Origin of the sequence: Sphingomonas bisphenolicum (assembly GCF_024349785.1) — a bacterium.
GTDB classification, from domain to species: Bacteria; Pseudomonadota; Alphaproteobacteria; order Sphingomonadales; family Sphingomonadaceae; genus Sphingobium; species Sphingobium bisphenolicum.
The window spans coordinates 3,251,123-3,274,801 of sequence record NZ_AP018817.1; the positions used below are offsets into that span (position 1 = coordinate 3,251,123).

The 23,679-nt window shown below is 65.4% G+C and carries 23 protein-coding genes; 15 read left to right on the forward strand and 8 right to left on the reverse strand.

Annotation, left to right across the window (positions count from 1 at the left end):
• Positions 1 to 9: 9 nt before the first annotated feature.
• Positions 10 to 1,809, forward strand: a complete 1,800-nt coding sequence (locus SBA_RS16160) for a DUF885 domain-containing protein (protein WP_261935160.1) — start codon at positions 10 to 12, stop codon at positions 1,807 to 1,809.
• A gap of 54 nt (positions 1,810 to 1,863) precedes the next feature.
• Here the strand turns inward: SBA_RS16160 and SBA_RS16165 are convergent, their stop codons facing one another.
• Positions 1,864 to 3,348: a replicative DNA helicase gene (locus SBA_RS16165; protein ID WP_224550321.1), complete on the reverse strand. Its 1,485-nt coding sequence runs from the start codon at positions 3,346 to 3,348 to the stop codon at positions 1,864 to 1,866.
• A 114-nt stretch (positions 3,349 to 3,462) separates the two neighbouring features.
• Between SBA_RS16165 and SBA_RS16170 the strand changes: the two genes are divergently transcribed.
• The 7 genes from SBA_RS16170 to SBA_RS16200 all read left to right on the forward strand — a co-directional run bounded on the left by SBA_RS16170 (position 3,463) and on the right by SBA_RS16200 (position 12,589).
• Positions 3,463 to 3,945 carry a UPF0262 family protein gene (locus SBA_RS16170; protein WP_224550320.1) on the forward strand — a complete coding sequence of 161 codons (483 nt, stop codon included), beginning with the start codon at positions 3,463 to 3,465 and terminating at the stop codon, positions 3,943 to 3,945.
• A 13-nt stretch (positions 3,946 to 3,958) separates the two neighbouring features.
• Complete coding sequence (locus SBA_RS16175; protein WP_390902351.1) at positions 3,959 to 4,642, forward strand: GH25 family lysozyme; 684 nt, start codon at positions 3,959 to 3,961, stop codon at positions 4,640 to 4,642.
• A complete protein-coding gene (locus SBA_RS16180) occupies positions 4,642 to 5,100 on the forward strand; it encodes a cytidine deaminase (protein ID WP_261935161.1) in 459 nt (152 codons plus the stop codon). The genes SBA_RS16175 and SBA_RS16180 overlap by 1 nt, the downstream gene beginning before the upstream one ends.
• Before the next feature lie 6 nt (positions 5,101 to 5,106).
• On the forward strand, positions 5,107 to 5,661 hold the full coding sequence (dcd, locus tag SBA_RS16185; RefSeq protein ID WP_224550318.1) for a dCTP deaminase: 555 nt from the start codon (positions 5,107 to 5,109) through the stop codon (positions 5,659 to 5,661).
• A gap of 16 nt (positions 5,662 to 5,677) precedes the next feature.
• Complete coding sequence (locus SBA_RS16190) at positions 5,678 to 6,430, forward strand: metallophosphoesterase family protein (protein WP_261935162.1); 753 nt, start codon at positions 5,678 to 5,680, stop codon at positions 6,428 to 6,430.
• A 185-nt stretch (positions 6,431 to 6,615) separates the two neighbouring features.
• Positions 6,616 to 9,444: a TonB-dependent receptor plug domain-containing protein gene (locus SBA_RS16195; RefSeq protein WP_261935163.1), complete on the forward strand. Its 2,829-nt coding sequence runs from the start codon at positions 6,616 to 6,618 to the stop codon at positions 9,442 to 9,444.
• A gap of 1 nt (position 9,445) precedes the next feature.
• Entirely contained in the window at positions 9,446 to 12,589 is a 3,144-nt protein-coding gene (locus SBA_RS16200; protein WP_261935164.1) for an amidohydrolase family protein, read from the forward strand.
• 45 nt (positions 12,590 to 12,634) lie between these two features.
• Here SBA_RS16200 and SBA_RS16205 read toward each other — a convergent pair whose 3' ends face one another.
• A complete protein-coding gene (locus tag SBA_RS16205) occupies positions 12,635 to 13,324 on the reverse strand; it encodes an anti-sigma factor family protein (protein ID WP_224550314.1) in 690 nt (229 codons plus the stop codon).
• Complete coding sequence (locus tag SBA_RS16210; protein ID WP_224550313.1) at positions 13,321 to 13,809, reverse strand: RNA polymerase sigma factor; 489 nt, start codon at positions 13,807 to 13,809, stop codon at positions 13,321 to 13,323. The genes SBA_RS16205 and SBA_RS16210 overlap by 4 nt, the downstream gene beginning before the upstream one ends.
• An 88-nt stretch (positions 13,810 to 13,897) precedes the next feature.
• Here SBA_RS16210 and SBA_RS16215 point away from each other — a divergent pair, with 88 nt between their 5' ends.
• Together SBA_RS16215 and SBA_RS16220 are read left to right on the forward strand one after the other, a co-directional pair.
• Positions 13,898 to 15,181, forward strand: coding sequence for a S8 family serine peptidase (locus SBA_RS16215; RefSeq protein WP_261935165.1), 1,284 nt, complete (start codon positions 13,898 to 13,900; stop codon positions 15,179 to 15,181).
• Positions 15,182 to 15,282: 101 nt separating this feature from the next.
• Positions 15,283 to 15,984, forward strand: coding sequence for a hypothetical protein (locus SBA_RS16220; RefSeq protein WP_261935166.1), 702 nt, complete (start codon positions 15,283 to 15,285; stop codon positions 15,982 to 15,984).
• Between the two features lie 116 nt (positions 15,985 to 16,100).
• On the opposite strand, the gene SBA_RS16225 is transcribed toward SBA_RS16220, so the two are convergent.
• The 3 genes from SBA_RS16225 to SBA_RS16235 form a co-directional block, all read right to left on the reverse strand.
• Positions 16,101 to 16,793 carry a pentapeptide repeat-containing protein gene (locus SBA_RS16225; RefSeq protein WP_261935167.1) on the reverse strand — a complete coding sequence of 231 codons (693 nt, stop codon included), beginning with the start codon at positions 16,791 to 16,793 and terminating at the stop codon, positions 16,101 to 16,103.
• A 154-nt stretch (positions 16,794 to 16,947) separates the two neighbouring features.
• The gene (gene ctrA / locus SBA_RS16230; protein ID WP_224550309.1) at positions 16,948 to 17,655 is read right to left on the reverse strand and encodes a response regulator transcription factor CtrA; all 708 of its coding nucleotides are present in this window, start codon (positions 17,653 to 17,655) and stop codon (positions 16,948 to 16,950) included.
• 278 nt (positions 17,656 to 17,933) lie between these two features.
• Complete coding sequence (locus tag SBA_RS16235) at positions 17,934 to 18,827, reverse strand: LysR family transcriptional regulator (protein ID WP_224550308.1); 894 nt, start codon at positions 18,825 to 18,827, stop codon at positions 17,934 to 17,936.
• Positions 18,828 to 18,933: 106 nt separating this feature from the next.
• Here SBA_RS16235 and SBA_RS16240 point away from each other — a divergent pair, with 106 nt between their 5' ends.
• Both SBA_RS16240 and wrbA read left to right on the forward strand, forming a co-directional pair.
• Positions 18,934 to 19,653, forward strand: a complete 720-nt coding sequence (locus SBA_RS16240) for a pirin family protein (RefSeq protein ID WP_261935168.1) — start codon at positions 18,934 to 18,936, stop codon at positions 19,651 to 19,653.
• Positions 19,654 to 19,755: 102 nt separating this feature from the next.
• Positions 19,756 to 20,355 (forward strand): NAD(P)H:quinone oxidoreductase, encoded by a 600-nt coding sequence (gene wrbA / locus SBA_RS16245; RefSeq protein ID WP_261935169.1) that lies wholly within the window; start codon positions 19,756 to 19,758, stop codon positions 20,353 to 20,355.
• Between the two features lie 120 nt (positions 20,356 to 20,475).
• On the opposite strand, the gene SBA_RS16250 is transcribed toward wrbA, so the two are convergent.
• Positions 20,476 to 20,682, reverse strand: a complete 207-nt coding sequence (locus SBA_RS16250) for a hypothetical protein (RefSeq protein WP_224550305.1) — start codon at positions 20,680 to 20,682, stop codon at positions 20,476 to 20,478.
• Positions 20,683 to 20,808: 126 nt separating this feature from the next.
• Between SBA_RS16250 and SBA_RS16255 the strand changes: the two genes are divergently transcribed.
• From SBA_RS16255 to SBA_RS16265, 3 genes are all read left to right on the forward strand, one after another.
• Positions 20,809 to 21,264, forward strand: coding sequence for a carboxymuconolactone decarboxylase family protein (locus SBA_RS16255; RefSeq protein ID WP_261935170.1), 456 nt, complete (start codon positions 20,809 to 20,811; stop codon positions 21,262 to 21,264).
• The gene (locus SBA_RS16260) at positions 21,264 to 22,124 is read left to right on the forward strand and encodes a sigma-70 family RNA polymerase sigma factor (protein WP_261935171.1); all 861 of its coding nucleotides are present in this window, start codon (positions 21,264 to 21,266) and stop codon (positions 22,122 to 22,124) included. Before SBA_RS16255 ends, SBA_RS16260 begins: the two co-directional genes overlap by 1 nt.
• 85 nt (positions 22,125 to 22,209) lie before the next feature.
• Positions 22,210 to 22,683, forward strand: coding sequence for a hypothetical protein (locus tag SBA_RS16265; protein ID WP_261935172.1), 474 nt, complete (start codon positions 22,210 to 22,212; stop codon positions 22,681 to 22,683).
• On the opposite strand, the gene SBA_RS16270 is transcribed toward SBA_RS16265, so the two are convergent.
• Entirely contained in the window at positions 22,680 to 23,639 is a 960-nt protein-coding gene (locus tag SBA_RS16270; protein ID WP_261935173.1) for an acyltransferase family protein, read from the reverse strand. The two genes, SBA_RS16265 and SBA_RS16270, sit on opposite strands and share 4 nt — an antisense overlap.
• Positions 23,640 to 23,679: the final 40 nt, after the last annotated feature.

Genomic DNA, 23,679 nt, shown 5'->3' on the forward strand with positions numbered 1-23,679 from the left:
AGTCGCCCCATGGACCGCCGTCAATTCCTCGCCACCACCGGTGCCGTCGCGCTTACCGCCGGCGCCCCCCGCGCGCTGGCGCAGGCAGCCGGTAGCGACGATGCGCGCCTGTCGGCCGCCTTCGCCGCCATTTTCGAGCGGCAACTGGACCTCTCGCCCAGCTTCGTCACCAGCCTGGGCCTCGACAAGGGCGCGCGTGCTGGGGCCAAAAGCCAGCTCGACGACAACAGCAAGTCTGCGATGCTGAAACGGTTGGCCGCGACGCAAGGCGCGATCAAGGAGTTGGACAGCTATAAGGCCGCCAGCCTGTCCGATGCGCAGCGGCTCAACCTCGACGTCATTCTCTACGCGCTGGACCAGCAGACCGTTGCGCCAGCCAAATTCGGCTTGAACAGCGCGGTGCGCCCCTATCGCATCTTCCAGCAGGGCGGCAGCTATTTCTCGACGCCCGATTTCCTGAATACCGCCCACACCATCAACGCCGCCGCCGATGGCGACGCCTATGTCGCGCGGCTGGAAGCCTTCGCCCGCAACCTGCGCACCGACACCGCGCTCCAGCGCGACGAAGCCGCGCGCGGCTATCTGGCGCCGGGCTGGTCGCTCGACCTGACGCTCGGCCAGATGAAGAAGCTGCGCGGGCAGCCCGCCCCCGACAGTTCGATGGTCCAGTCGCTGGTCAAGCGCGCCGCCGCCAAGGGGATCTCGGGCGACTGGCAGGCGCAGGCGGCCGCGGTAGTGGAAAAATCCATCTACCCCGCGCTGGACGAGCAGATCGCCGCGATCGAAAGTCTACGGGGCAAGACCGCGGCTGGCGATGGCATATGGCGCACGCCGCGCGGCGACGAAATCTATGCCGTCGCGCTCAAGAGCGCGACGACGACCGACCTGTCCGCCGACCAGATCCACGCCATGGGGCTGGAGCAGGTGGCCGATATCAGCGCCCAGCTCGACACCATTTTGAAGAGCGCAGGCTACAGCAAGGGCATGATCGGCGAGCGCCTCGCCGCGCTCAATGTCGAACCCTCGCAACTCTATGCCGACAGCACGGACGGGCGGACGGCCTTGCTGGCGCAGCTCAATCGCGATCTCGATGCGATGAAGGCCAGACTTCCCAACGCCTTCACCACCATTCCCGATACGGCATTGGAAATTCGCGCGGTGCCGGTCGAGATTCAGGATGGCGCCTCCAACGGCTATTATAACCGCGCCGCGCTCGACGGATCGCGGCCCGCCATCTATTTCATCAACCTCAAGGATGTCGGCGACTGGCCGAAATATGGCCTGCCGGCGCTGACCTATCATGAGGGCGTGCCGGGCCATCACCTCCAGATCTCGACCGCCCAGACAGCCGGCGACATCCCGATGCTGCGCAAGACCGCCTTCATGAGCGCCTATAGCGAAGGCTGGGCGCTCTATGCCGAGCAACTGGCCGACGAACTGGGCGGCTATGCGACGCCGCTCGACCGGGCCGGCTATCTCCAGTCCTTCCTCTTCCGCGCGGCGCGACTGGTGGTCGACACCGGCATCCATGCGAAGAAATGGGATGTGAAGCAGGCGACCGACTATATGGTGGAGAAGACCGGCTTCGCCCGGCCGCGTTGCCAGCGGGAGGTCGAGCGCTACTGCACCCAGCCCGGCCAGGCGACCAGCTACAAGGTCGGCCATGGCGTCTGGACGAAAGCCCGCGCCGACGCCCAGGCCGTGCAGGGAAAAGCCTTCGATCTCAAGCAGTTCCACGCCATTCTTGAGGAAGGTGCGATGCCGCTGTCGATGCTGGAGAAACGGGTCGCCGCGCGGGCGAAGGGCTAGGCGCCCATGCCCCCGTTCGTGTCAGACGACACGAACGGAGGCTGATCAGCCAGGTTATTCGTAGTTCAAATCCTGATAGCTATCGTCCGCAATGTCCGAGAATCGCGTGATCTTCGCGTCGAACTTCATGCGGATGCGGCCGGTGGAGCCGTGGCGCTGCTTGGCGATGATGACCTCGGCCAGGCCGTAGATTCGCTCCATATTTTCCTTCCACGTGGCGTAGGCCGCCTCATCGTCGGGCTTGGGCTCCTTGGCCGCTTCGTAATAATCCTCGCGGAACACGAACCAGACCATGTCCGCGTCCTGTTCGATCGAGCCGGATTCGCGCAGGTCGGAGAGCTGCGGCCTTTTGTCTTCGCGCTGCTCCACCGCACGGCTGAGCTGCGACAGCGCCAGCACCGGAACATGCAATTCTTTCGCCAACGTCTTCAAACCCCGCGAGATTTCCGAAATCTCGTTGACGCGATTCTCGTTGCCGCGGCCGGTGCCCTGCAATAGCTGAAGATAGTCGACAACGATGAAACCGATATCATGCCGCCGCTTCAACCGACGCGCGCGGGTGCGCAGCGCGGCGATGGTCAGGCCCGGCGTATCATCGATGAATAAAGGCAATTCCTGCAACTCTCGCGCCGCGCGCGACAGATTCTGGAAGTCCGCCCGGCTGATCTTGCCCATGCGCAGCGCTTCGCCGCTGATGCCCGACTGTTCGGCCAGAACGCGGGTCGCCAACTGGTCGGCCGACATTTCGAGGCTGAAGAAGGCGGTCTTGGCGCCCATATTCTTTTCCGCCGGGATGCCGTCGGCATTGTCGCGCAACCAGCGCGACGCCGCATTATAGGCGATGTTCGTCGCCAGCGACGTCTTTCCCATGCCCGGCCGACCGGCCAGGATCATCAAGTCCGAATTGTGCAGGCCGCCGATCTTGGCGTTCAGGCTGTTGATCCCGGTCGTGATCCCCGACACATGACCGCCGCTGTTGAGCGCACGCTCCGCCACCTGCACCGCCGCGGTGGAGGCCATGAGGAAGCTCTTGACCGAACCACCCTCGCCCTCGCCCTCCGACACTTTGTAGAGCGCGACTTCGGCCGCCTCTATCTGCTCGCGCGGATTGACGGCTTCGCTGGTGTCCAGCGCATTTTCAACCAGTTCGCGGCCGACATTGACCAGTTCCCTGAGCAACGCCAGATCGTAGATCTGGGTGGCGAAGTCGCGCGCGCCGATCAGCGCCGCGCCATTGCCGGTCAGTTGCGCCAGATAGCCCGCCCCGCCCAGTTCCTTCAATGCCGGGTCCATGTCCAGCATGGGCTTGAGCGTGACCGGATTGGCGATCATGTCCTTGTCGAGCAGGCGCATGATCGCGTCGTAGATGCGGCCGTGCAGCGGCTCGAAAAAATGTTCGGCCTTGATCTTGAGCTGGACATCCTCGGCAATGCGGTTGTCGATCATGATCGCGCCCAGCAGCGCGGCTTCGGCCTCCACGTTGCGCGGCAATTCGGTGCCGCCATTGTCGGCGGGATTGATTTTCAGCAGTTCGACCATGGCCTCTCTTTCCTCTGCCGGCGCACGCCGCGCAAGGGCCAAGGCGGAAACCATCTGTGGATAAGTCGCGCTTGCTTTTCGCCGCGCGCCGCCGCACTGACTATGGGCTTCACCATGGCCGATCCGCGCATCATAGACATCCAGCTGGACCAGCGCACGATCCTGTGGCGCAATGCCGACGTGGAGCAGGAACGGCGCATCGCGATCTTCGACCTGCTTGAGGATAATCACTTCGCGCCGCAGCGGGTCCATGCCGACGGCTATGCCGGCCCGTACAAGGTCGTGCTGCGGGTCGAGGACGGACGGCTGGTGATCGAGATCAACCGGGAGGACGACGCGCCGCTGGAGGCGATCATCCTGGGCCTGGGCCGCTTCCGTCGCCCGATCCGCGAATATTTCGCCATTTGCGACAGCTATTATCAGGCGATCAGCAACGCTTCCCCGCAACAGATCGAGACGGTGGACATGGCCCGGCGCGGCATCCACAATGATGCGGCGGAAGTGCTGAAGGAGCGGCTGGAGGGTAAGATCGACGTCGATTTCGACACGGCGCGGCGGCTCTTCACGCTGATCTGCGTGCTGCATATCAAGGGGTAGAACGATCAGGGTTGTGACTTTGGGGGGCCTGCTGGTCCGCATCGGTGCGGGACTGGCGGTGGTCGCGGCGCTGGCGCTGGCGCTGTGGCTCTATGCGCGCGGCTGGGCGCCCAGCCGTGACCAATATCCGGTGCAGGGCGTCAGCATCAGCGCCAACAATGGTCCGGTCGACTGGGGCACGCTGGCGGCGCAGGGCGCAGACTTCGCCTATATCCGCGCCGCCGACGCCGCCGACCGGCGCGACCCGGCCTTCGCCGCCAATTGGCGCGCGGCGCGCGCAGCGGGCCTGCGCTACGGCGCGCTGCTCGAATTCACTCCTTGTCGCCTCGCCAGCGATCAGGCGACCCGCTACATGACCACGGTGCCGCGCGACAACGCCGCGCTGCCGCCGGTGATCCGCCTCGCCTTCTCCCCCGCCTGCACCGCCCGGCCGAACCGCGACCTGCTGCTGTCGGAACTCAACACGCTGGTCAATCTGATCGAGGGCCATGCCGGCAAGACCGTGCTGCTCAATGTGACTGAGGATTTCGACAAGGCCTATGATATCGGCTCCGGCATCAACCGGACCTTGTGGCTGGACGGCAATTTCTTCCCGCCCGATTATGCGACCAAGCCCTGGGTGATGTGGACAGCCAGCGACATGCGGCATATCGACGGCGTCGATGGCCCGGTCCGGTGGAATGTGGTGACGCCCTGATGCGAGACGAACAACGAGTTGGACAGTTGATTGCGGCTGCGCGGGGCGCGATGGCCCATGCCCATGCGCCCTATAGCCGCTTTGCAGTGGGCGCAGCGGTGCGGCTGACCGATGGCACGATCGTCACTGGCTGCAACTTCGAAAATGCCAGCTATGGCCTGTCGCTCTGCGCCGAAACGGTCGCGCTCGCCAGCGTCAACGCACAAGGTCGTTTCGCTGACGTAACGGAAATCGCGGTGGTCGGTGGCGCCATGGATGCTGGGGAAGAAGCGCTCGTCACACCTTGCGGGCGCTGCCGCCAGATCATGAACGAAGCCGAGCAGATGGCTGGCCGCACGCTGGCCATCTATTGCGCCACGCCCAGCGGCGACCGCATCCTGGACCTTAAGGTCGCAGACCTCCTCCCCCATGCCTTCGGTCCTGCGGACCTGGGCATCGGTCCCATGAAAAAGAGCTGACACGACATGGCCATTCTTTCCGACAAGTGGATTCGCGAACAGGCGCTGAGCACCGGCATGATCGAGCCGTTCGTGGAGAGCCAGCGGCGCGAAGGCTGCATCAGCTATGGCCTGTCCTCTTACGGCTATGACGCGCGGGTGGCGGACGAATTCAAGATCTTCACCAATGTCGACAGTACGATCGTCGATCCGAAGGATTTCGATCCCAAGAATTTCGTCGATCGCCAGACCGACTGCTGCATCATCCCGCCCAACAGCTTCGCGCTGGCCCGCACGGTCGAATATTTCCGCGTGCCGCGCGACGTGCTGGTCATCTGCCTCGGCAAATCCACCTATGCCCGCTGCGGCATCATCGTGAACGTGACGCCGCTGGAACCGGGCTGGGAGGGGCATGTGACGCTGGAATTTTCCAACACGACGCCGCTGCCCGCAAAGATCTACGCCAATGAAGGCGCGTGCCAGTTCCTGTTCCTGCAGGGCAATGAACCATGCGAGGTCAGCTATGCCGACCGCGCGGGCAAATATATGGGGCAGCAGGGCGTGACATTGCCCCGCCTGTGATGCGACACTATGCGCCATGAGCTTCTGGCGCAGCGAATTACGGGGTGCGCGACCCGATATCGGCGCTGACCGGCGGGTCTATGCGATCGGCGACGTGCATGGCCGCGCCGACCTTCTCGACGCGCTGCTGGCGATGATCGCGCGCGACGACGATGTCCGGCTGCCCAAGCCGATCAGCCTGATCCTGCTGGGCGACCTGGTCGATCGCGGCCCTGATTCCCATGCCGTGGTGGAGCGGGTGATGGCGTTGGCGGCATCGGGCGGCGACGTACGCTGCCTCAAGGGCAATCATGAGGAAGCCTTCATCCTGGCGGCACGCGGCGACTTGCGCGCCCTGCCTCTGTTCCGGCGCATGGAGGGCGAAGCGACGCTGGCCAGCTATGGCCTCGACCCCGCGCTGTTCCGGGTGATGACCGATGCCGAACTGGCCGCCTGGATGGAGCGCCATGTGCCGCGCGCGCATGTCGATTTCCTCGACGCCCTGCCCGACAGCATCGCGATCGGCGACTATCTGTTCGTCCATGCCGGCATTCGCCCCGGCGTGCCGGTGGAAGATCAAAGCCCGGCCGACCTGCGCTGGATCAGACAGGAATTCCTGACGCATCGCGGCCGCCATCCCAGCATGGTCGTCCATGGCCATAGCATCAGCACCGATGTGGACGAACAAGCGGGCCGGATCGGCATCGACACCGGCGCCTTCTTTTCGGGACGCCTGACCGCAATCGGCCTGGAAGGCGTCGATCGCTGGATTTTGCAGACCAGGGGGTGATGGCCCCGCATGACTGCATCGGCGTGCGGGGTTCGCGGCGGCGACCGGACGCCCAGCGCTTCTCATAAATCCATGAGAAAGATTTTATATTGCCTGTCCAGTATTCGCGATAGCGGAACCCTAAAGTTTCTTCGTTGGAGACAGCAGAGCGGCAGGAAATGCCGTTACAGCAGGGGAACAGACACATGCATAAACGCCATGCCATGGCGGGGATCGCCCTCGCCATCTGCCTCGTCTCGCCTACGCAACTTCTCGCCGCCGCGACGCCGGACGCCACGCTGACCCAGCGGCATAAATTCGACATCCATGTCCAGCCACTCAGCAGCGCGCTGCGGGAATTGTCGGCCCAGTCGGGCGTCCGCATCCTCTTCCCCTATGACGAGGTCGCCGCGATCCGCAGCCGCCGCATCCAGGGATGGTTGTCGACGCAGGACGCCCTCGCCCGGCTGCTGGCCGGCACCGAACTCACTTCTACCCCGGCCGGCGCGGGCGTGATCGCCCTGGCCGCCCCCGCCAATCGCAGCGCCGCGCGCCGCAGCCCGCTCGCGCTGCAATATGCGCAGGCGAGCCTGCCGGGTACGGGCGCGCAGGCCATGACCATGGCCCCCGCCCCCGAACCGGTCGAGGATGCAACGCCGATCATCGTCACCGGCACGCGCACCACGAACCGCACCGTCGCCGAAAGCCTGGCGCCGATCGACGTGCTGGGCGAAAAGGATCTGGAATCGAGCGGCAAACAGTCGGTACGCGACCTGCTCGGCACGCTGGTCCCCTCGATCAACGTGTCGAACAATGGCGCGGGCGCGAGCTGGGCGGTGCGCACCCTGTCGCTGCGCGGCCTCGGCGGCGACCAGTTGCTGGTGCTGGTAAACGGCAAGCGCCGGCACAATACCGCGACGCTCTTCATCAACGGGTCGGTCCAGAACGGCCAGTCGCCGCCTGACCTCGACCTGATTGCCGGCAACGCGATCCAGCGGATCGAGGTGCTGCGCGATGGCGCATCGGCGCAATATGGCTCCGATGCGATCGCCGGCGTGGTCAACATCATCCTGAAGAACGATACGTCGGGCGGCGCGGCGCTGACCATGGGCAGCACCGCCGACAATGGTGGCTGGCAGGGGCGCTGGCAGGTCGACAAGGGGTTCGCCCTGGGCCAGGACGGCGGCTATGTCCACCTGTCGGCGGACGGCGTGCTGCAGGATAATACGATTACGAAGAGCAGCCCGATCACCGGGCAATTCTATCCGACCGGCGACCCGCGCAACGCCGATCCCGACCGCATCCGCGCCAAATATGGCCAGCCGCAGGTGATCGGCGGCAATCTGGGCTATGATGCGATGATGCCGGTAGGGGACAGCCTGGAACTCTATAGTTTCGGCACCTATTCCAAGCGCCATGCCGCGGGCTGGCTCACCTATCGCACACCGCAGGCCGCCAATAATATTCTGGAAATCTATCCCGAAGGCTATATCCCGCGCATCCACGTCTATGACGAGGATTTCCAGTTTGCGGGCGGCCTGCGCGGCGAAGTGGGCGGCGGCGTGCATTTCGACCTCAGCACCAGCTACGGCCAGGACGAGGTCAAATATGCCCAGACGACGTCGCTCAACCCCTCGCTCGGGCCGGCAAGCCCGACCCATTTCTACCTCGGCAAGCTGCGCTTCGACGAATGGGTCAGCAATCTCGACCTGAGCAAGGAATTCGACATCGGCCTTGCCGGGCCGCTCTCGGTCGCGGTGGGCGGCGAGTATAAGAAGAACAAGTTCGTCATCAGCCCCGGCGATGCGGTGTCCTATATCAACGGCGGCTATATCTTCCCGACGGGCGGCTGGCGTGGCGGCACCTTTGCCAGCGGCATCGGGTCGCAGGGCGTCATCGGCTTCACCCCCGAAGGATCGGGTAGCTGGAGCCGTGACAATTGGAGCGCCTACGGCAATATCGAAGGCAAGATCGTCGAGGGCGTCGAGTTCGGCCTTGCCGGGCGACATGAGGATTATTCCGATTTCGGCACCACCGATACGGGCAAGGCGTCGCTGCGCATAGAACCCGTCAGGGGCATAGCGATCCGTGGCACGGCCAGCACTGGCTTCCGTGCACCCACGCTCCAGCAGCAACATTATAATTCGTCCAGCACGATCGGTGTAGTCATCGACGGGGTCAGCCAGTTGCGTCCCGTAGTCGCGCTGCCGGTCGATAGCGCCGCGGCGCAGGCGCTCGGCGCCGTTGCGCTCAAGCCTGAAAAATCGACCAGCTTCTCGGCGGGGCTGGTGCTGACGCCCCTGCCCAACTTCAACCTCACCGTCGATGCCTATCAGATCAAGGTGAAGGACCGGATATTGCTCAGCGGCACGCTGTCCGGCACGGCTGTCGTCGATATCCTGAACGCCAACGGCTATGCCGGCAATTTCGGCGCGCTCATTTTCTCGAATGCCGCCGATACGCGGACCCGCGGCCTGGATATAGTCGCCACCCATCGCGCCGATCTGGGCGGCATAGGCCATCTGACGAGTTCCTTGTCGGCCAATTTCAACAAGACCATCTTCACCCATATCGATCCGCCGCCGACGGGTGGCAGCGGCGTCTCCTTCGTCGCGCGTGATCGTCAGGGTGACCTCAGCGAAGGCACGCCGCGCAACAAATTCATCGCCAATTTCCTTTGGGAGAATGGACCGATCAACGCCAATCTGCGCGCCACGCGCTTTGGCAAGGTCACCCAGCGCGCGGCGTTGCCGGTGTTGCACACCGCTGACTGGGTGTCCTGCTCGGCCGTGTCGGCGACCTGTACGTCGGGCTATGCCGACGAGGAACTGAAGCCCAAGGTCATTCTCGACCTCGAACTGGGCTACAAGCTGGCCAAGGGCGTCAAGCTGTCGATCGGCGCGAACAATCTGCTCAACACCTATCCCAACAAGCTGAAGCCGGTGAACCGGCTCGCGGGCAGCCTTTACAACGCCTACGCCCCCTATGGCATCAGCGGCGGCTTCTATTATGGCCGGTTCAACCTGGAGTTCTGATATGACGAAGACCAAGGGTGTCAACCGCCGCGAAGCACTCGCGGCGGGCGGGATCGGGCTGCTCGCCGCGGGCAGCGCGACGTCGGTGGCGCAGGGGACGGCAGGCGCCCCGGCGCCGGGGCAGGATACGATCGTCAAGGTCGAAGACTGCACCAATGTCGCCCTCGCCCTGTCGCCCGACGGACGGACGATCGCCTTCGACCTGTTGGGCATCCTCTGGACGATGCCGGTATCAGGCGGGCCGCTGACCCGCTTGACCGGCGACTTTGACGATCTCGCGCAGCCCGACTGGTCGCCCGACGGCAAACGGATTGTCTTCCAATCCTATCGCACCGGCAATTTCCACCTCTGGTCGATCGCAGCGGACGGCGGCGACATGCGCCAGCACACCGATGGCCTGTTGGACGATCGCGAGCCGCGCTGGTCGCCCGACGGCAAGAGCATCGCCTTTTCCAGCGACCGGGCGGACGGCCGCTACGCCATCTACCTGCTCGATGTGGCCAGCGGCCAGGTCACGCCCCTGTCGAAGGGCACGACCAACGACAGCGAACCCGCCTGGTCGCCCGACGGCAAGCGCGTCGCCTATGTCGCGGGGGGCACGAAGCTGGTCACGATCGACATCGCCAGCGGGGTGGTGACGGAGGTGGCGTCGGTGACGCCATCGGCTGATCGCTTCAATCCGTCGGCGATCATGGCCCCTGCCTTCGCGCCCGACGGGACCATCGCCTATACCCGCGTGCAGCCGGGCACAATGACGCTGGTCCATGACGGCAAGGATATCGTCGTCGGCGAAGATCTCTATCCCTTCCGCCCTGCCTTTGCCAAGGACGGCGCGATCCTCTACGGGTCCGGCGGCAAGCTGCGCAGCCTGAAAGGCGGCAAGGCGAGCGTCATCCCCTTCCGGACCGAGGTGCCGGTCACTACGCCCAGCTATCGGAAGAAGGCCCGCGACTTCACCTCCACCACGGCAAAGCCCGTGGTGGGCATCGCCGCGCCAATGCTCTCGCCCGACGGCAAGCATATCGTCTTCGCTGCGCTCAACGACCTCTATCTGATGCCCGTCGGCGGCGCGCCGAAGAAAATCGTCGGCGACGGATTCCACAAATGCGACCCCGCCTGGTCGCCCGACGGCAGGACCATCGCCTATTCCTGCGACCGTGGCGGCACGCTGGACCTGTGGCTGCATGACGTCGCTACGAGCAAGGAAAAGCAGCTCACCAACATTCCCGACAAGGCGGTCGCCTGGGGCAGCTGGTCGCAGGATGGCAAGATGATCGCCTTCCTCGACCAGGACGGCGCGCTCCATACGGTCGATGTCGCGAGCGGCGTGGTCACGAAACGCTTCGACGCTATCTGGGAACCGGGCCGCCCCAGCTTCGGCCCTGGTGGCAAGACCATCGCCTATGCCGCGTTCAAGCCCGTCACCGGCCGCTATCGCGAAGGCGCCAGCCAGATATTGACCGTCGACCTCGCTACCGGCAAGGGCACATATCGCCCTGTGTTCGAGGGCAAGTCGCTCGGCACGCGCGGCCATGACGGCCCGGTGTGGTCGCCCGACGGCACGCGCATGGCCTTCGCCTTCGCCAGCACCCTGTGGGTCGCGCCGGTCGCGCCCGACGGCAGCTTTACCGCCGCGCCGAAGCAGATCACTACCGAAGTCACCGACGCGCCAAGCTGGAGCGGCGACGGCAGAAAATTGCTGTATCTCAGCAACGGCAAGCTGCGCATCGTATCCGCCACCGGCGGCGCAGCGCAGACCGTGCCCTGCCGCCTCAATTGGGCCAATGCCAAGCCTTCGGATCGCACCGTCATACGGGCGGACAAAGTCTGGGATGCTCTCTCGGCCGATTACAAGACTCAAGTCGATGTCGTGCTGGACGGCAACCTGATCACCGCCGTGACGCCGCGCGGCGCGGGCGCATCGGACGCCAACGCCAGGCTGATCGACGCACCCGACCTGACGCTGATGCCGGGCCTGATCGACATGCACACCCACCGGCAGATGGCGGGCTATGGCTATGGCGACCGGATGGGGCGGCTGTGGCTGGCGATGGGCGTGACGGCGACACGGTCGTCCGGTTGCCCCGCCTATCATATGGTCGAGGACCGCGAGGCGATCCAGAGCGGCAAGCGTATCGCCGCACGCCATTACGCCACCGGCGAGGCGATCGACGGCGGGCGCATCTTCTATAATTTCATGCGCCCTGTGACCGAAAAGGGGCAGATGGCGCTGGAGCTGGAGCGCGCGAAGGCGCTCGACTACGACATGTTGAAAACCTATGTCCGCCTGCGCCACGACACGCAGAAGGAGGTGGTTGACGCTTCCCACAAGATGGGGATGCACCTGTCGTCCCATTATCATTATCCCGCCCTGCACAGCGGCATGGATTGCATGGAGCATACCGGCGCGACCAACCGCTACGGCTATTCGCGCACCATCACCTCGCTCGGCGGCGGCTATCATGACGTCAACGACCTGTTCGCCGCGGCCAAGGCGGGGCGCACGCCGACCCTGTTCGCCGCCACGTCCCTGCTGGGACTGGACGACGGCTTTACGCGCGATCCGCGCATCACGACGCTCTATCCCCCATGGGAATATGACAAGCTGCGCGCGCGGGTGAAGGCGATGTCGGGCGACGGCGGCAAGCCGATGCTTGCCTCGCTGGAACGGCAGGTCGAACAGATCAAGATGACGCTGGCGGCGGGATGGCATCCCTTTTCCGGCACCGACGCGCCGATCGACCTGACCGCGATCAGCCTGCACCTCAACCTGCGCGGCATGGTCAAGTTCGGCATCTCGCCCTATGAAGCGCTGTTGATGACGACGCGCTGGAGCGGCGAATTTCTGGGCGAACCGGTCGGCCGGATCGAGCGCGGGATGCTGGCCGACCTGATCCTGGTGGACGGCGATCCTCTAAAGGATGTCGCCGCCGTTGCGAATGTGCAGCAGGTGATCGCCAACGGCGTCGTCCATACGCCCGAGGCGCTGATGGCGCCCTTCGTCAATGCAAAGCCGCAGGCGGCGGCGAGCAAGATGCTGCCGATGCTGGCGAACGCTCATCAACATTATTGGTGGCATGACCCGGACTATGTCGAAAGCAGCCGTGCCGCATGCTGCGCGGGTCATGCGGTGGCGCATGCCTAGACAATGAGGCGGCGTTCTCTTGCCTGTGCGGGAGAACGCCGCAACTCACCGCCAGCCCTTCGCCTGCGCCGCCTTTTCCCCGGCGGCATCCACCGGTGCGCCGTCGATCAGCGCGTCCACCGTCGCCATGACCCGCGCGTCGGCGGACGAGGCCTGTCGATAGGCGGTTTGAGAACCCGCGCCGGGCAAAGCCTGCTGCACCTGCCAGCCTGTCCCTTCGCGGCAGGCGACGCCCGCAATGGCGCCATCGAAGCTTCGGCACCAGCCGCCGCCCTTGCGCTGGAAGCTCAGGCCGATGTGGATCGGTCCATCCCGCTGCGCAGACGCCAATTGCCCGTCGAGTGCGGTCGCGAGCGCGCCCTGCGCCACCATCACGCCGCCCTGCATGCCGATCGATCCCGGCTCCTCGCCCGACATGCGCCCCAGACCCAGCCCCAGCACAAGGCTGGCGGCGATCGCCCCGCCCATCGCCCAGCCACGCCAGCGGGGCGCTGGGCGCGCCAGAGGCGTCACCGTCGCGCTGTCCTCCAGAACCGCGCGCAAACGATCTGGCACCGGCTCCTGCGCCACAGGCGCATAATGGCCCGCCAGTCGCGCGCGCAACGAACGATGCTGCGCCAGCCGCGCCGCCAGGGCCGGATCGGCGGCCACCGCCCGCTCGACCCGACGCCGGTTCACCTCGTCCAGTTCGCCATCGACCAGCGCGATCAGCATGGCTTCGTCTATGTCCGTCATGCCGCCTCTCCCATCAGTTCCAACAACGCGCCGCGCCCACGCACCAGCCGCGACGTCAATGTGCCCATGGGCACGCCCAGCACCGCTGCCGCTTCCTTGTAGGACAGCCCCTCCACCAGCACGAGCGCGATCGCCTCGCGCTGCTCTTCGGGCAATGCCTGCATCGCACGGTCGACGTCGGACAGCATCATATGCGCCTCCACATCGCGGTCGCCGGCATGACCGACATGCGCACCGGCCTCTTCAGGGGCGAAGGTCTTGGCGGCGCGCTGGCGCGCGCGCGCCTCGTCGATCCACAGGTTGCGCATGATCCGATACATCCAACTGTCCAGACGGGTGCCGGGCTGCCACTGATCGCGCGCCTTCAAGCCACGTTCCAGCGCCGCCTGGCACAGATCGTCGCCATCGGCGCGGTCCCGCGACAGGCTGGCGGCAAAACGCCGCAGCCGGGGCAGGATCGCCAGCAGGTCGCTTTCGAACGACATCGATACTCCGTCACTTGTTCGAGGGATGAAACGCGCCAGCCCATCCGTTTCATCCCGCAGACAGAAGACGGATGGACATTTTTTCGCAATGGTTGATTTTGCAGGCGAGAGGATCGGTGAGACGGACATGAAGCTGACGCGCCCCTGGCTGATCGCGGGGATGATCCTGATCGCGCCCTCTGCGACGCAGGCCCAGTTGCTGCCCGGCGGCGGCGGGCTGGGCACGGTGGGTCAGGTGGTGCCCGACGTGCTCGACCGGATCGGCGGCGCGGTCGATGCGGCCGATCTCGACCGCCTGCCGCCCGCGCGCCTGGCCGACCGGCTGGCGGCGGCGCGCGCCACGCGCCTCACCGATTTACTGCGCCGCCACGGCGATCGCATCGAGCTGGATGACCGGCGCGAACCGGCGCGGCGCGGCGTCATCCTCCTCACCGGCGCGGACGACGCGACGCTCGATGCCTTGCGCGCGACGGGCTATGGCGTGGCTGACGAAAGGGTTGAGGGCATCGACCTGCGCGTCGCCCACCTCACCCCGCCCAAGGGCCGCAGCCTAACCAGGGCGCTGCGCGAGGTGCGCCGGATCGCCCCGCGTGCGCAGGCCAGCGCGGACAATCTCTATTTCCCCAGCGGCGCATCCCTGCCCCTCGCCGCCGCTGCGCTGGCGGGCAGCGGCCGGGTCGATGGGCGGCTGGCTGGGCTGATCGATGGCGGCGTGGCGCGGCATCCGGCGCTTAACGGGCCGATCGAACAGCGCGGCTTCGCACAGGGCGCGCCGCGTGCCAGCACCCATGGCACCGCTGTCGCCTCCCTCATCAGTGGCGACGGCGTGGTGCGGGGCGGAGCGCCCGGCGCGGCGCTGCTGGTCGCGGACGTTTATGGCGACGATCCGGCAGGCGGCGGCGCCTTCGCCATCGTCCGCGCACTCGGCTGGATGGCGGCGCGCGGCGTGCGCGTGGTCACCGTCAGTCTGGTCGGCCCGGCCAATCCGCTGCTCGACGGCGCGATCCGGCTGGCGCAGGACAAGGGCGTGACCGTGGTCGCGGCGGTTGGCAATGACGGCCCCGCCGCCCCGCCGGCCTATCCCGCCTCCTATCCCGGCGTCATCGCCGTGACAGGGATCGACGGGCGCGGCCGGCCCTTGCCCGAAGCGGGCCGCGCGCTGCATATCGATTTCGCCGCGCCCGGCGCAGACATGCAGGCAGCAACCACAAGTGGCGGCAAGGGCGCGGTGCGCGGCACCAGCTTCGCCGCGCCGCTGGTCGCGGGCCGCCTGCTGATGCGTGGCGGCATCGCCGCACTGCGCGCCGAAGCCACCCCGCCGGCCAAGGGGAAGACGCCGGTCATCTGTTGCGATTGCAGAAATAACGAATAATTTTCAAAGGCTTGATATTTTTCTTGGCGGACCGGGATTAAAGCGGCCGCCCCTCCCGTTCTCCCTTCATCGCATTGATACGCCTATGAAGGAGACGAGTGATGAAAGCCAAGTTCCTGATCGCGACCGCCTGCCTTGCTGCATTAACCGCAGCGCCTGCCTCGGCCCAGTTGCTGGGCGGCGGTGGCGGTGGCGGCGGCCTGGGTGGGTCGCTGGGCGGCCTGGGCGGCGGCGGCCTTGGCGGATCGCTCGGCGGCACGCTGGGTGGTTCGGGCAGCCTGGATCGCAGCATCGACCTCGACAATGGTCGGGTCGGCGCGAGCGGATCAAGCCGCGGTCGGGCCGATGGCTCGGCGACCGGTTCGGCGACGCGCAACGGCAAGACCCGCAGCGGCAGCGCCTCGGGGTCGGCCAGCGGATCGGCCGATGGCGGCCTGGCGGTCGACACATTGGGGACCAGCGACGCGCGCAACGCCGTCGGCACGGTGCGCGACCGCGCCGGTGACACGGTGGGAACCGCGCGTGATCGGGCGACTGACACCGCCTCCGCCGCGCGGGATCGCGCCAGCGCGACGGCTGCCAATGCCCGCGACCGGGCAGGCAATGCCGTCAATGCCACCCGCGATCGCGCTTCGGGCGTCGCCAATGGCGCTGGTTCGGCGGCAGGCAGCGCCGCGGGTCAGGCCACGGGCGCACTCGACAATGCGGCGTCGGTCAATGCCAGCGGCCAGCTTTCGGGTGACGCCACCGGCCAGGGTTCGGCAAGCAGCAGCACCCCTACACAGAATCAGGCGGACGATTGACCCCGCACGGGGCTGCACGCGGATAGCGGTCAAGTTCCACGCCGCCGCCCGACGCCCCACCGCCTGACGAACGGGCCGGCTGCCTTTGAGACCGCCGGCCCGTTCCACTTTGCCGATCAGCGCACGTTCAAGCCCAGTTCGCCCAGCAACTGTCCCGCCTGCTCGCGCGATATCGTCGCGCCGCGAAACAGTCCGGCGTTGACCAGCCGCAATCCACCAATGTCAGCCCCGCGCAAGTCCGCGCCATCGAACCGGCATCCGTCCAGCGCCGCGTCGCGCAGGCTGCATCCATCGAACAAGGTGCCGCGAAAATCGCATTTGGCGAGGTCCGCCTGGCTGAAATCGATCGCCTTCAGAACCAGCTTGCGAAAGGAAAAGCCAGTCAGCCGGGCGTTGACCAGCAACGTCTCGGCAAATTGCACGTCCAGCGCGCTCGCCTCGCTCAGGTCCGCGCCGGTCAGCTTGCATCGTTCGAACTGCGCACCGAACAGCTTCGCGCGCCGCAGCACGCCATTGTTGAAATCGCAGGCGAGAAATTCCGCTTCGCGCAGGTCCGCGCCCGTCAATTGCACGAACCCGCCCCGGCAGGATTGCCAGCGCGTCGCGTCCAGCTTCGCCCCGGTAAAGTCGGTGCGGCGGAACTGGCAGCGTTCGAAGATCCAGCGCGATAGGTCCAGCCCAGACAGATCCGCCTCGTCCAGATCGCAATCGATCAAATGATGGGGCAAACCCTTTTTCGCCAGCGGCGCGATGTCGCCCCGGCCCAGCGCCTGTTCACTTAAGGATCGATCGGCAAACAGGTCATCCATGCCCCTGCCTTAACCGCAAGCGGAAGGATGATCCACGCCCCAACGATGAAATGCGATCAAAAAGTGAACATATCTTTTGCCGACACCCAAAACGGAAAAGGCCGGCGTCCTTTCGGACCCCGGCCTTTCCCCCCCCCCATTTACCAGTCCGGGATCAGGCGACCTTGGCCTGCTCCTCCAGAATCTCGTCCGGGTCGCGCAGCACATAGCCACGGCCCCACACCGTCTCGATATAATTGTCGCCACCGCAGGCCAGCGCCAGCTTCTTGCGCAGCTTGCAGATGAACACGTCGATGATCTTGAGTTCCGGCTCGTCCATCCCGCCATAGAGGTGGTTGAGGAACATTTCCTTGGTCAGCGTCGTGCCCTTGCGGAGCGAAAGCAGCTCCAGCATCGCATATTCCTTGCCGGTCAAATGAACGCGGTTGCCGTCCACTTCCACCGTCTTGGCGTCCAGGTTGACGGCCAGCTTGCCAGTGCGGATGACCGACTGGCTATGGCCCTTGGACCGGCGCACCACGGCGTGGATGCGGGCGATCAGCTCTTCGCGATGGAAGGGCTTGGTCACATAATCGTCGGCGCCGAAACCGAAGGAGCGGACCTTGCTGTCCATCTCCGAAATGCCCGACAGGATCAACACCGGGGTCTGCACCTTGGCCGCCCGCAGCTTTTTCAGCACGTCATAGCCGTGCATGTCGGGCAGGTTCAGGTCCAGGCAGATGATGTCGTAATCATAGAGCTTGCCCAGATCGAGGCCTTCTTCGCCCAGATCGGTCGTATAGACGTTGAAGCCTTCGGTCGTGAGCATAAGCTCGATCGCCTTGGCGGTGGTCGGTTCGTCCTCAATCAGCAGCACGCGCATGTGAAGCCCCTTTGCGTCGCAGTCCCGTTCACCCCACCAGAACGGCTTCTGCTCCAAATCATTAACCAAAAAACTTCTGAAGGACAAAGGTTAATTTTTCGCTAACCGGCAGAAATCCGCGAGTCGCACCAAAACGAATCTGTTTACAAAGGGTTGAAGCAGAAACGGCCGACCCGGAGTCAAGATGGATTCACCTGCGAAACGACGCTCAAACGCGTCCAAACGCCCATCATCCTGAACCGAGGACGGAAATTTTTCGCTAACCTTAATGCTGCGGGTTAACAGCCATGATGCTTCGTCAGATAGTCCAGCAGCGCTTCGACCCGCGCGGGGCGCAGGCGCGACGGCGGCGTCACCAGATGCAAGCCGAACGGCGCAGGGCGCCAGTCGATCAATATCTCCTCCACCTCGCCCTTCGCCAGCGCATCGCCGATGATGAAGTCGGGCAACCGGGCGATGCCCACCCCGATGCGCAGCGCGGGCAGCATCGCTTCCCCGCTATTGACGGTGATACGGCTGCGCACCTGCACCACCACATTCTGCTGTCCCGGCCCGGAAAAGCGCCACACGTCGGGCGCCGCGACGTTGGAATAGCAGAGACAGTCGTGGCTCCCGAGGTCAGAGGGATGCTGCGGCCGCCCGCGCGCGTCGAGATAGGCGGGCGAGGCGATCACATGCATCGTCACATCCGCCAGCCGCCGCGCGCGCAGCGAGCTGTCTGGCATGTCGGCAATGCGGATGGTCGCATCCAGCCCCATCTCTACGATGTCGATCTGCGCGTCCGACAAATGCAGGTCGACGTCGACCAACGGATGCTCCTTGGTGAATTGCGCAACCAGCGGCGCGACGCGCAGCAGGCCGAAGGTCATCGGCGCGCCCAGCCGCACCACGCCCGACAATTCCGCCGTTTCGTCACGCGCCGCTTCCTCCGCCGCCTGCCCCTCCGCCAGGATGCGATGGGCATGGTCGGCCAGCCGCTTCCCGCTTTCCGTCAGCGCCAGACGGCGGCTGGTGCGGTTGAACAGGCTGGTGTCCAGATGCTCCTCCAGCCGCGTCACCGCCTTGGACACAGTCGCCTTGGACACGCTCAGCGCCTTGGCCGCATCGGTGAAGCTACGATGCTCGACCACGGCGGCGAACATGGCCCAGGCCTCGAAGTCAGGTAGTCGCATCGGGAAACAATCCGTTTCAAAGCTGCCGGTTTAAGAAACGATCCTGATGGCTAGATTGTCGGAAAGCAAGCGGAAGCATCCGGCTCCGCAACGAAAGGCATCTTGTATGACCACGACCACCACGAGCCGCATCGAGCGCCGCCCGTTCGCGTCGCTCGGCCATGCCGACCATGGCTGGCTGAACGCGCGCCACCATTTTTCCTTCGCCGACTATCATGACGAAGAGCGCATGCACTGGGGGGCGATCCGGGTGTGGAACGATGACGAAATCGGCCCCCGCTCGGGCTTCCCGCCGCATCCGCACAGCGACATGGAAATCATCACCTATGTCCGCACCGGCGCGATCACGCACAAGGACAGCCTGGGCAATCAGGGCCGCACCGAGGCCGGCGACGTGCAGGTCATGTCCGCGGGCACCGGCATCCGCCACGCCGAATATAATCTGGAGGATGAAACCACCACCCTGTTCCAGATCTGGGTCATTCCCCGCGCCCGCGGCGGCCAGCCCAGTTGGGGGGCCAAGCCTTTCCCCAAGGGCGATCGCTCCGGCAAGCTCGTCGTCCTCGCCAGCGGCTATGACGATGACAAGGAAGCGCTGCGCATCCGCGCCGACGCCCGCCTGCTCGGCGGCACGGTCAAGGCCGGGACCAGCGTGACCTATGACAGCGCGGAAGGTCGCCACCTCTATCTGGTTCCCGCGACGGGCCGGATCGAGATTGACGGCCAGCCGTTCGAGGCCCGCGATGGCGCGGCGATCCTGGGCGGCGATCCGATCACCATCACGGCCGTCGAGGACGCCGAAATCGTCCTGGTGGACAGCATCTGACCCTATCGGCCCGTCCAATCCCCTCCCCCCCGGACGGGCCGGGCCGCCCGTATTCCCTATGCGGGCGGCCAACCTTTCCCCATCCTTTCAAGGAGATGCCTCATGGCTAAGGTACTGGTTCTCTATTATTCTTCCTACGGTCATATCGAAACGATGGCGAAGGCCATGGCCGAAGGCGCCATTGCCGCCGGCGCGCAGGTCGATATCAAGCGCGTGCCCGAAACCGCTCCGCTCGAAGTCGCCCAGAACGCGCATTTCAAGCTGGCCCAGGACGCCCCCGTCGCCACCGTCGCGGAGCTGGCCGATTATGACGCGATCATCGTCGGCACCGGCACGCGCTTTGGCCGCATGTCGAGCCAGATGGCGGCCTTCCTCGATCAGGCCGGCGGCCTGTGGGCGCGCGGCGCGCTGAACGGCAAGGTCGGCGGCGCCTTCACCTCGACCGCCAGCCAACATGGCGGACAGGAAGTCACCCTCTTCTCGATCATCACCAACCTGCTGCATTTCGGCATGACCATCGTCGGCCTCGACTATGGCTTTGCGGGTCAGATGGGCGTGGACAAGGTGCGCGGGGGATCGCCCTATGGCGCGACCACCCTGGCCGATAGCGACGGCAGCCGCCAGCCCAGCGAAGAGGAACTGGACGGCGCCCGCTACCAGGGTCGCCGCATCGCGGAGACCGCGATCAAGCTGCACGGCTGATCGCCTGCCGCGCCGTCTGTATGAGGCGGCGCAGCGAGAGCCCTTGGGTCGCATCAAGGCTTGAATCACGCCGTAGGGGCTGGCGCATCGGGACTATGCGCCAGCCCTTTCCTGCCATGCCTATCCCAATGTCTTGGGCGTCACCCAGACCTCGACGGGGATGATGAACTTGCCCGGCGCGGGTTTGCCGACGACGACGCGGTCGGCCGTGACCAATTCGCCATTTTCCAGGTTCAGCGATACCCAAGGCTTGGGCATCCGTTCGAACTTCATTTTCTGGATGGGCTGGCCCGTGGCCGTGTTCATGATTGTGGCAATGACTGACATAGGGGGCGCCCGCTAGCCGTCGCCCCCGCCCCTGTCCAGCGCTTCGCGACGAAAAAATTCGTTCCCATGTCACATCCCGCGCGCGCCTCTCGTCATGTCTGCATCCCCACGCGAAAGGACCGCATCATGACCGACAAGATCAACCCCTATGCCGCCGCGCCGCAACTGATGAAAAGCTGGACCGCACTGTCGACCGCGATCGGAGAGAGCCTGGAACCCAGCCTGATCGAGCTGGTCAAGATTCGTTCATCACAGATTAACGGTTGCGCCAACTGCATCAACATGCACAGCTTTGAAGCCCGCGCGAAGGGCGAGACCGAGCAGCGCATCTACCTCCTCTCCGCGTGGCGCGAAGCCCCCTGCTATACCGACCGGGAACGCGCCGCTCTCGCCTGGACCGAGGCTCTAACCGAAATCGCCAAGGGTCATAGCCATAGCGCCGCGCGCGAGGCGCTCAACTGGGAATTTACCGAGGAGGAGCAGGTGAAGCTTACCTTGATGATCAACATCATCAATGGCTGGAACCGCATCGCGGTCGGCTTCGACCTCTGGTACGATATGCCGATGAGGGCGGCGGCCTGATGGAGCGGGGGACGCAACAGGACGCGGCGGCGCGCTTCGACCCGCTGCGTCCCCGCCTCATCCGCGTCGCCTATCGGATGCTCGGATCGGTCGCCGACGCCGAGGATGTGGTGCAGGAAGCGTTCATCCGCTGGATGGGCGTCGATCGGGCGGCCATCCGCGAACCCGAAGCCTTTCTCCGCCGCACGGTGACGCGGCTTTGCCTCGACCAGTTGAAATCGGCGCGGGTGCGCCGCGAAACCTATGTCGGCCCCTGGCTGCCCGAGCCGCTGGTCGGGGATGACGAGGAGGAAGAGGACGTAACCCTCCCGCTGATGCTGGCGCTGGAACGGCTGTCCCCCTTGGAGCGCGCCGCCTTCCTGCTGCACGACGTCTTCGGCCTCGCCTTCGAGGAGGTCGCCCGCACCATCGACCGCGACGCCGCCGCCTGCCGACAACTCGCCGCGCGCGCACGAACCCACGTCCGTGACGCGCGGCCACGCTTCCAGGTCGAGAAGCAACGCGGCCTGGAGATTGCCGGCGCCTTCTTCACGGCCTCGCGCAGCGGCGACATGACCAGTCTCGGCGCGCTCCTGGCGCAGGATGTCAGTCTGCACAGCGACGGGGGGGGCAAGCGGCCCGCGACGGTGCGCCCGGCGATCGGCTTCGGTCAGGTCATACAGTTGCACAAGGCGCTGACCGTCAACTTCCGCAAGCATGGCTCCACCCTGCTGCGCACCTGCCTCATCAACGGCCTGCCCGGCTTCGTCACGCGGGAGGCCGATGGGGAGGTGCAGACCACGGCACTGGACATCCAGGACGGTCGGGTCACCGCCATCTACATCATGCGCAACCCGGACAAGCTGCGGCACCTGCATTGACGCTTAACGGGGTGCACACCCTGTTCGTAGAGGGCATGGCAGGGCCGATAACGGATAAGAACGGCGGGGACGGGAGAATATTTACATGGTGAGCGCGATCAACGCGACAGGCATCGGCAACGCATGGGGACAGATCAAGAAGTCGCTGGACACGGTTGCCCAGGCGGCGACGCCCCCTGCGCCGAGCGCCACCCCTGCGCCTACGCCGTCCCCCAACACGCCGGACGCGCCGACATCACCCGAAGCCCCTACCCCGCCGACAGTCGTCGCCAACCCGGCCCCGTCCGAGCCGCTAACCTATAGCGCGCCTTCGTCCGGCCCGCGTCAAATGACCGCCGTAGCCGATCCCGCACCCACGGCCGGCCTGAGCGATCGACTGAGCGACGCAGGCTATTACGCCTCTCCCGAAGCAGCCGCCGTCGCCGATCCCGCCGCGACCGCCCAGACGGCGAACGACAGCGAATCACTGACCCAGGCACAACTCATCGCCCAGGCCGCCTATGCCATCGTTGCCCGCGCCGGGACCGACAATCGCATGTCCTTGATCCAGGACGGTTAAAGCAGGAAGCGGCTGGCCGTCGGCGACAGGCGGATCAGCCGGTCGATCGCCAGCGGGATCATTAACGCCGCCAGCAGCAGCCACGGCTTGCCCAAATAGGGGGAGAGATAGTGGATGACGGCGACATGGCAGTACATGACGACCAGCGACGCCCGCCCCACCGCCGCAACAGGCGCGGCAAGGGGTGCGATCAGGGCCGACAGGCGGAACAACAGCAGTGAAGTGGCAATGGCCGAGGCGACCGACAGCAAGGGCCAGCCATAATCTGCGACCTTCATGTTGAGCGTGGGGAGCACGCCCGTCAGCCCGACCGCAGCCATCGCTCCCAGCGGCGCGATCATCCAGCCCCGCCAGCGGACTCGGGGCCACGCCGCTCCTACCCATAACAGCACGAAGGCCATCGGCACGCTCAGCATCCCCAACGGTGACGCTTTCAGCCACCAACCCAGGACATAAGCAAGAACCAGCACCGGAAGCAGCAGCAGCGCCCAGCGCCGATCCAGCACATCGGGCCAGCGGCCTAGCGCGACATTGAACAGGATGCGCGCCATCATCAGACAAGGCACGAACCAGAAGATGGTATAGGGGCCGCGCAACCAGAAGCCGCCCAGCAGGATCGGCACCATATCCTCCGGCCATTGGTGGAAGATGGGCCGACCGCCCTTCAGCGGTTCGATGATCTGGTCGATCAGGATCAGCAGCAGCAGGAAGGCGGCATAGGGCCGCATCTGGCTGACCAGTTGCCGCCGTGTGAACGCGCCGACATCATGCGGCCGCGACAGCATCCCCGACAGCAGGAAGAAGAGCGGCATATGGAAACTGTACATGGCGTCGCGGAGCGGCCCGCGGGTCCAGACATGGCCGATCACCACCGCCAATATGCCCAGCCCGCGCGCCACATCGACCCAATCAAGCCGAAATTGCGCCTGGCGCCGATCATGCCCCCTGTATTCCATCGCCTCCACCGCCTATAGGAAGCGCCGCGTGCGTCAATTC

Excerpts from the sequence above, each read along its gene's own strand:
- SBA_RS16160 (WP_261935160.1), top strand. The coding sequence starts at position 10 with ATGGACCGCCGTCAATTCCTCGCCACCACCGGTGCCGTCGCGCTTACC.
- SBA_RS16165 (WP_224550321.1), bottom strand. The coding sequence starts at position 3,348 with ATGGTCGAACTGCTGAAAATCAATCCCGCCGACAATGGCGGCACCGAA.
- SBA_RS16170 (WP_224550320.1), top strand. The coding sequence starts at position 3,463 with ATGGCCGATCCGCGCATCATAGACATCCAGCTGGACCAGCGCACGATC.
- SBA_RS16180 (WP_261935161.1), top strand. The coding sequence starts at position 4,642 with ATGCGAGACGAACAACGAGTTGGACAGTTGATTGCGGCTGCGCGGGGC.
- dcd (WP_224550318.1), top strand. The coding sequence starts at position 5,107 with ATGGCCATTCTTTCCGACAAGTGGATTCGCGAACAGGCGCTGAGCACC.
- SBA_RS16190 (WP_261935162.1), top strand. The coding sequence starts at position 5,678 with ATGAGCTTCTGGCGCAGCGAATTACGGGGTGCGCGACCCGATATCGGC.
- SBA_RS16195 (WP_261935163.1), top strand. The coding sequence starts at position 6,616 with ATGCATAAACGCCATGCCATGGCGGGGATCGCCCTCGCCATCTGCCTC.
- SBA_RS16200 (WP_261935164.1), top strand. The coding sequence starts at position 9,446 with ATGACGAAGACCAAGGGTGTCAACCGCCGCGAAGCACTCGCGGCGGGC.
- SBA_RS16205 (WP_224550314.1), bottom strand. The coding sequence starts at position 13,324 with ATGACGGACATAGACGAAGCCATGCTGATCGCGCTGGTCGATGGCGAA.
- SBA_RS16210 (WP_224550313.1), bottom strand. The coding sequence starts at position 13,809 with ATGTCGTTCGAAAGCGACCTGCTGGCGATCCTGCCCCGGCTGCGGCGT.
- SBA_RS16215 (WP_261935165.1), top strand. The coding sequence starts at position 13,898 with ATGGTTGATTTTGCAGGCGAGAGGATCGGTGAGACGGACATGAAGCTG.
- SBA_RS16220 (WP_261935166.1), top strand. The coding sequence starts at position 15,283 with ATGAAAGCCAAGTTCCTGATCGCGACCGCCTGCCTTGCTGCATTAACC.
- SBA_RS16225 (WP_261935167.1), bottom strand. The coding sequence starts at position 16,793 with ATGGATGACCTGTTTGCCGATCGATCCTTAAGTGAACAGGCGCTGGGC.
- ctrA (WP_224550309.1), bottom strand. The coding sequence starts at position 17,655 with ATGCGCGTGCTGCTGATTGAGGACGAACCGACCACCGCCAAGGCGATC.
- SBA_RS16235 (WP_224550308.1), bottom strand. The coding sequence starts at position 18,827 with ATGCGACTACCTGACTTCGAGGCCTGGGCCATGTTCGCCGCCGTGGTC.
- SBA_RS16240 (WP_261935168.1), top strand. The coding sequence starts at position 18,934 with ATGACCACGACCACCACGAGCCGCATCGAGCGCCGCCCGTTCGCGTCG.
- wrbA (WP_261935169.1), top strand. The coding sequence starts at position 19,756 with ATGGCTAAGGTACTGGTTCTCTATTATTCTTCCTACGGTCATATCGAA.
- SBA_RS16250 (WP_224550305.1), bottom strand. The coding sequence starts at position 20,682 with ATGTCAGTCATTGCCACAATCATGAACACGGCCACGGGCCAGCCCATC.
- SBA_RS16255 (WP_261935170.1), top strand. The coding sequence starts at position 20,809 with ATGACCGACAAGATCAACCCCTATGCCGCCGCGCCGCAACTGATGAAA.
- SBA_RS16260 (WP_261935171.1), top strand. The coding sequence starts at position 21,264 with ATGGAGCGGGGGACGCAACAGGACGCGGCGGCGCGCTTCGACCCGCTG.
- SBA_RS16265 (WP_261935172.1), top strand. The coding sequence starts at position 22,210 with ATGGTGAGCGCGATCAACGCGACAGGCATCGGCAACGCATGGGGACAG.
- SBA_RS16270 (WP_261935173.1), bottom strand. The coding sequence starts at position 23,639 with ATGGAATACAGGGGGCATGATCGGCGCCAGGCGCAATTTCGGCTTGAT.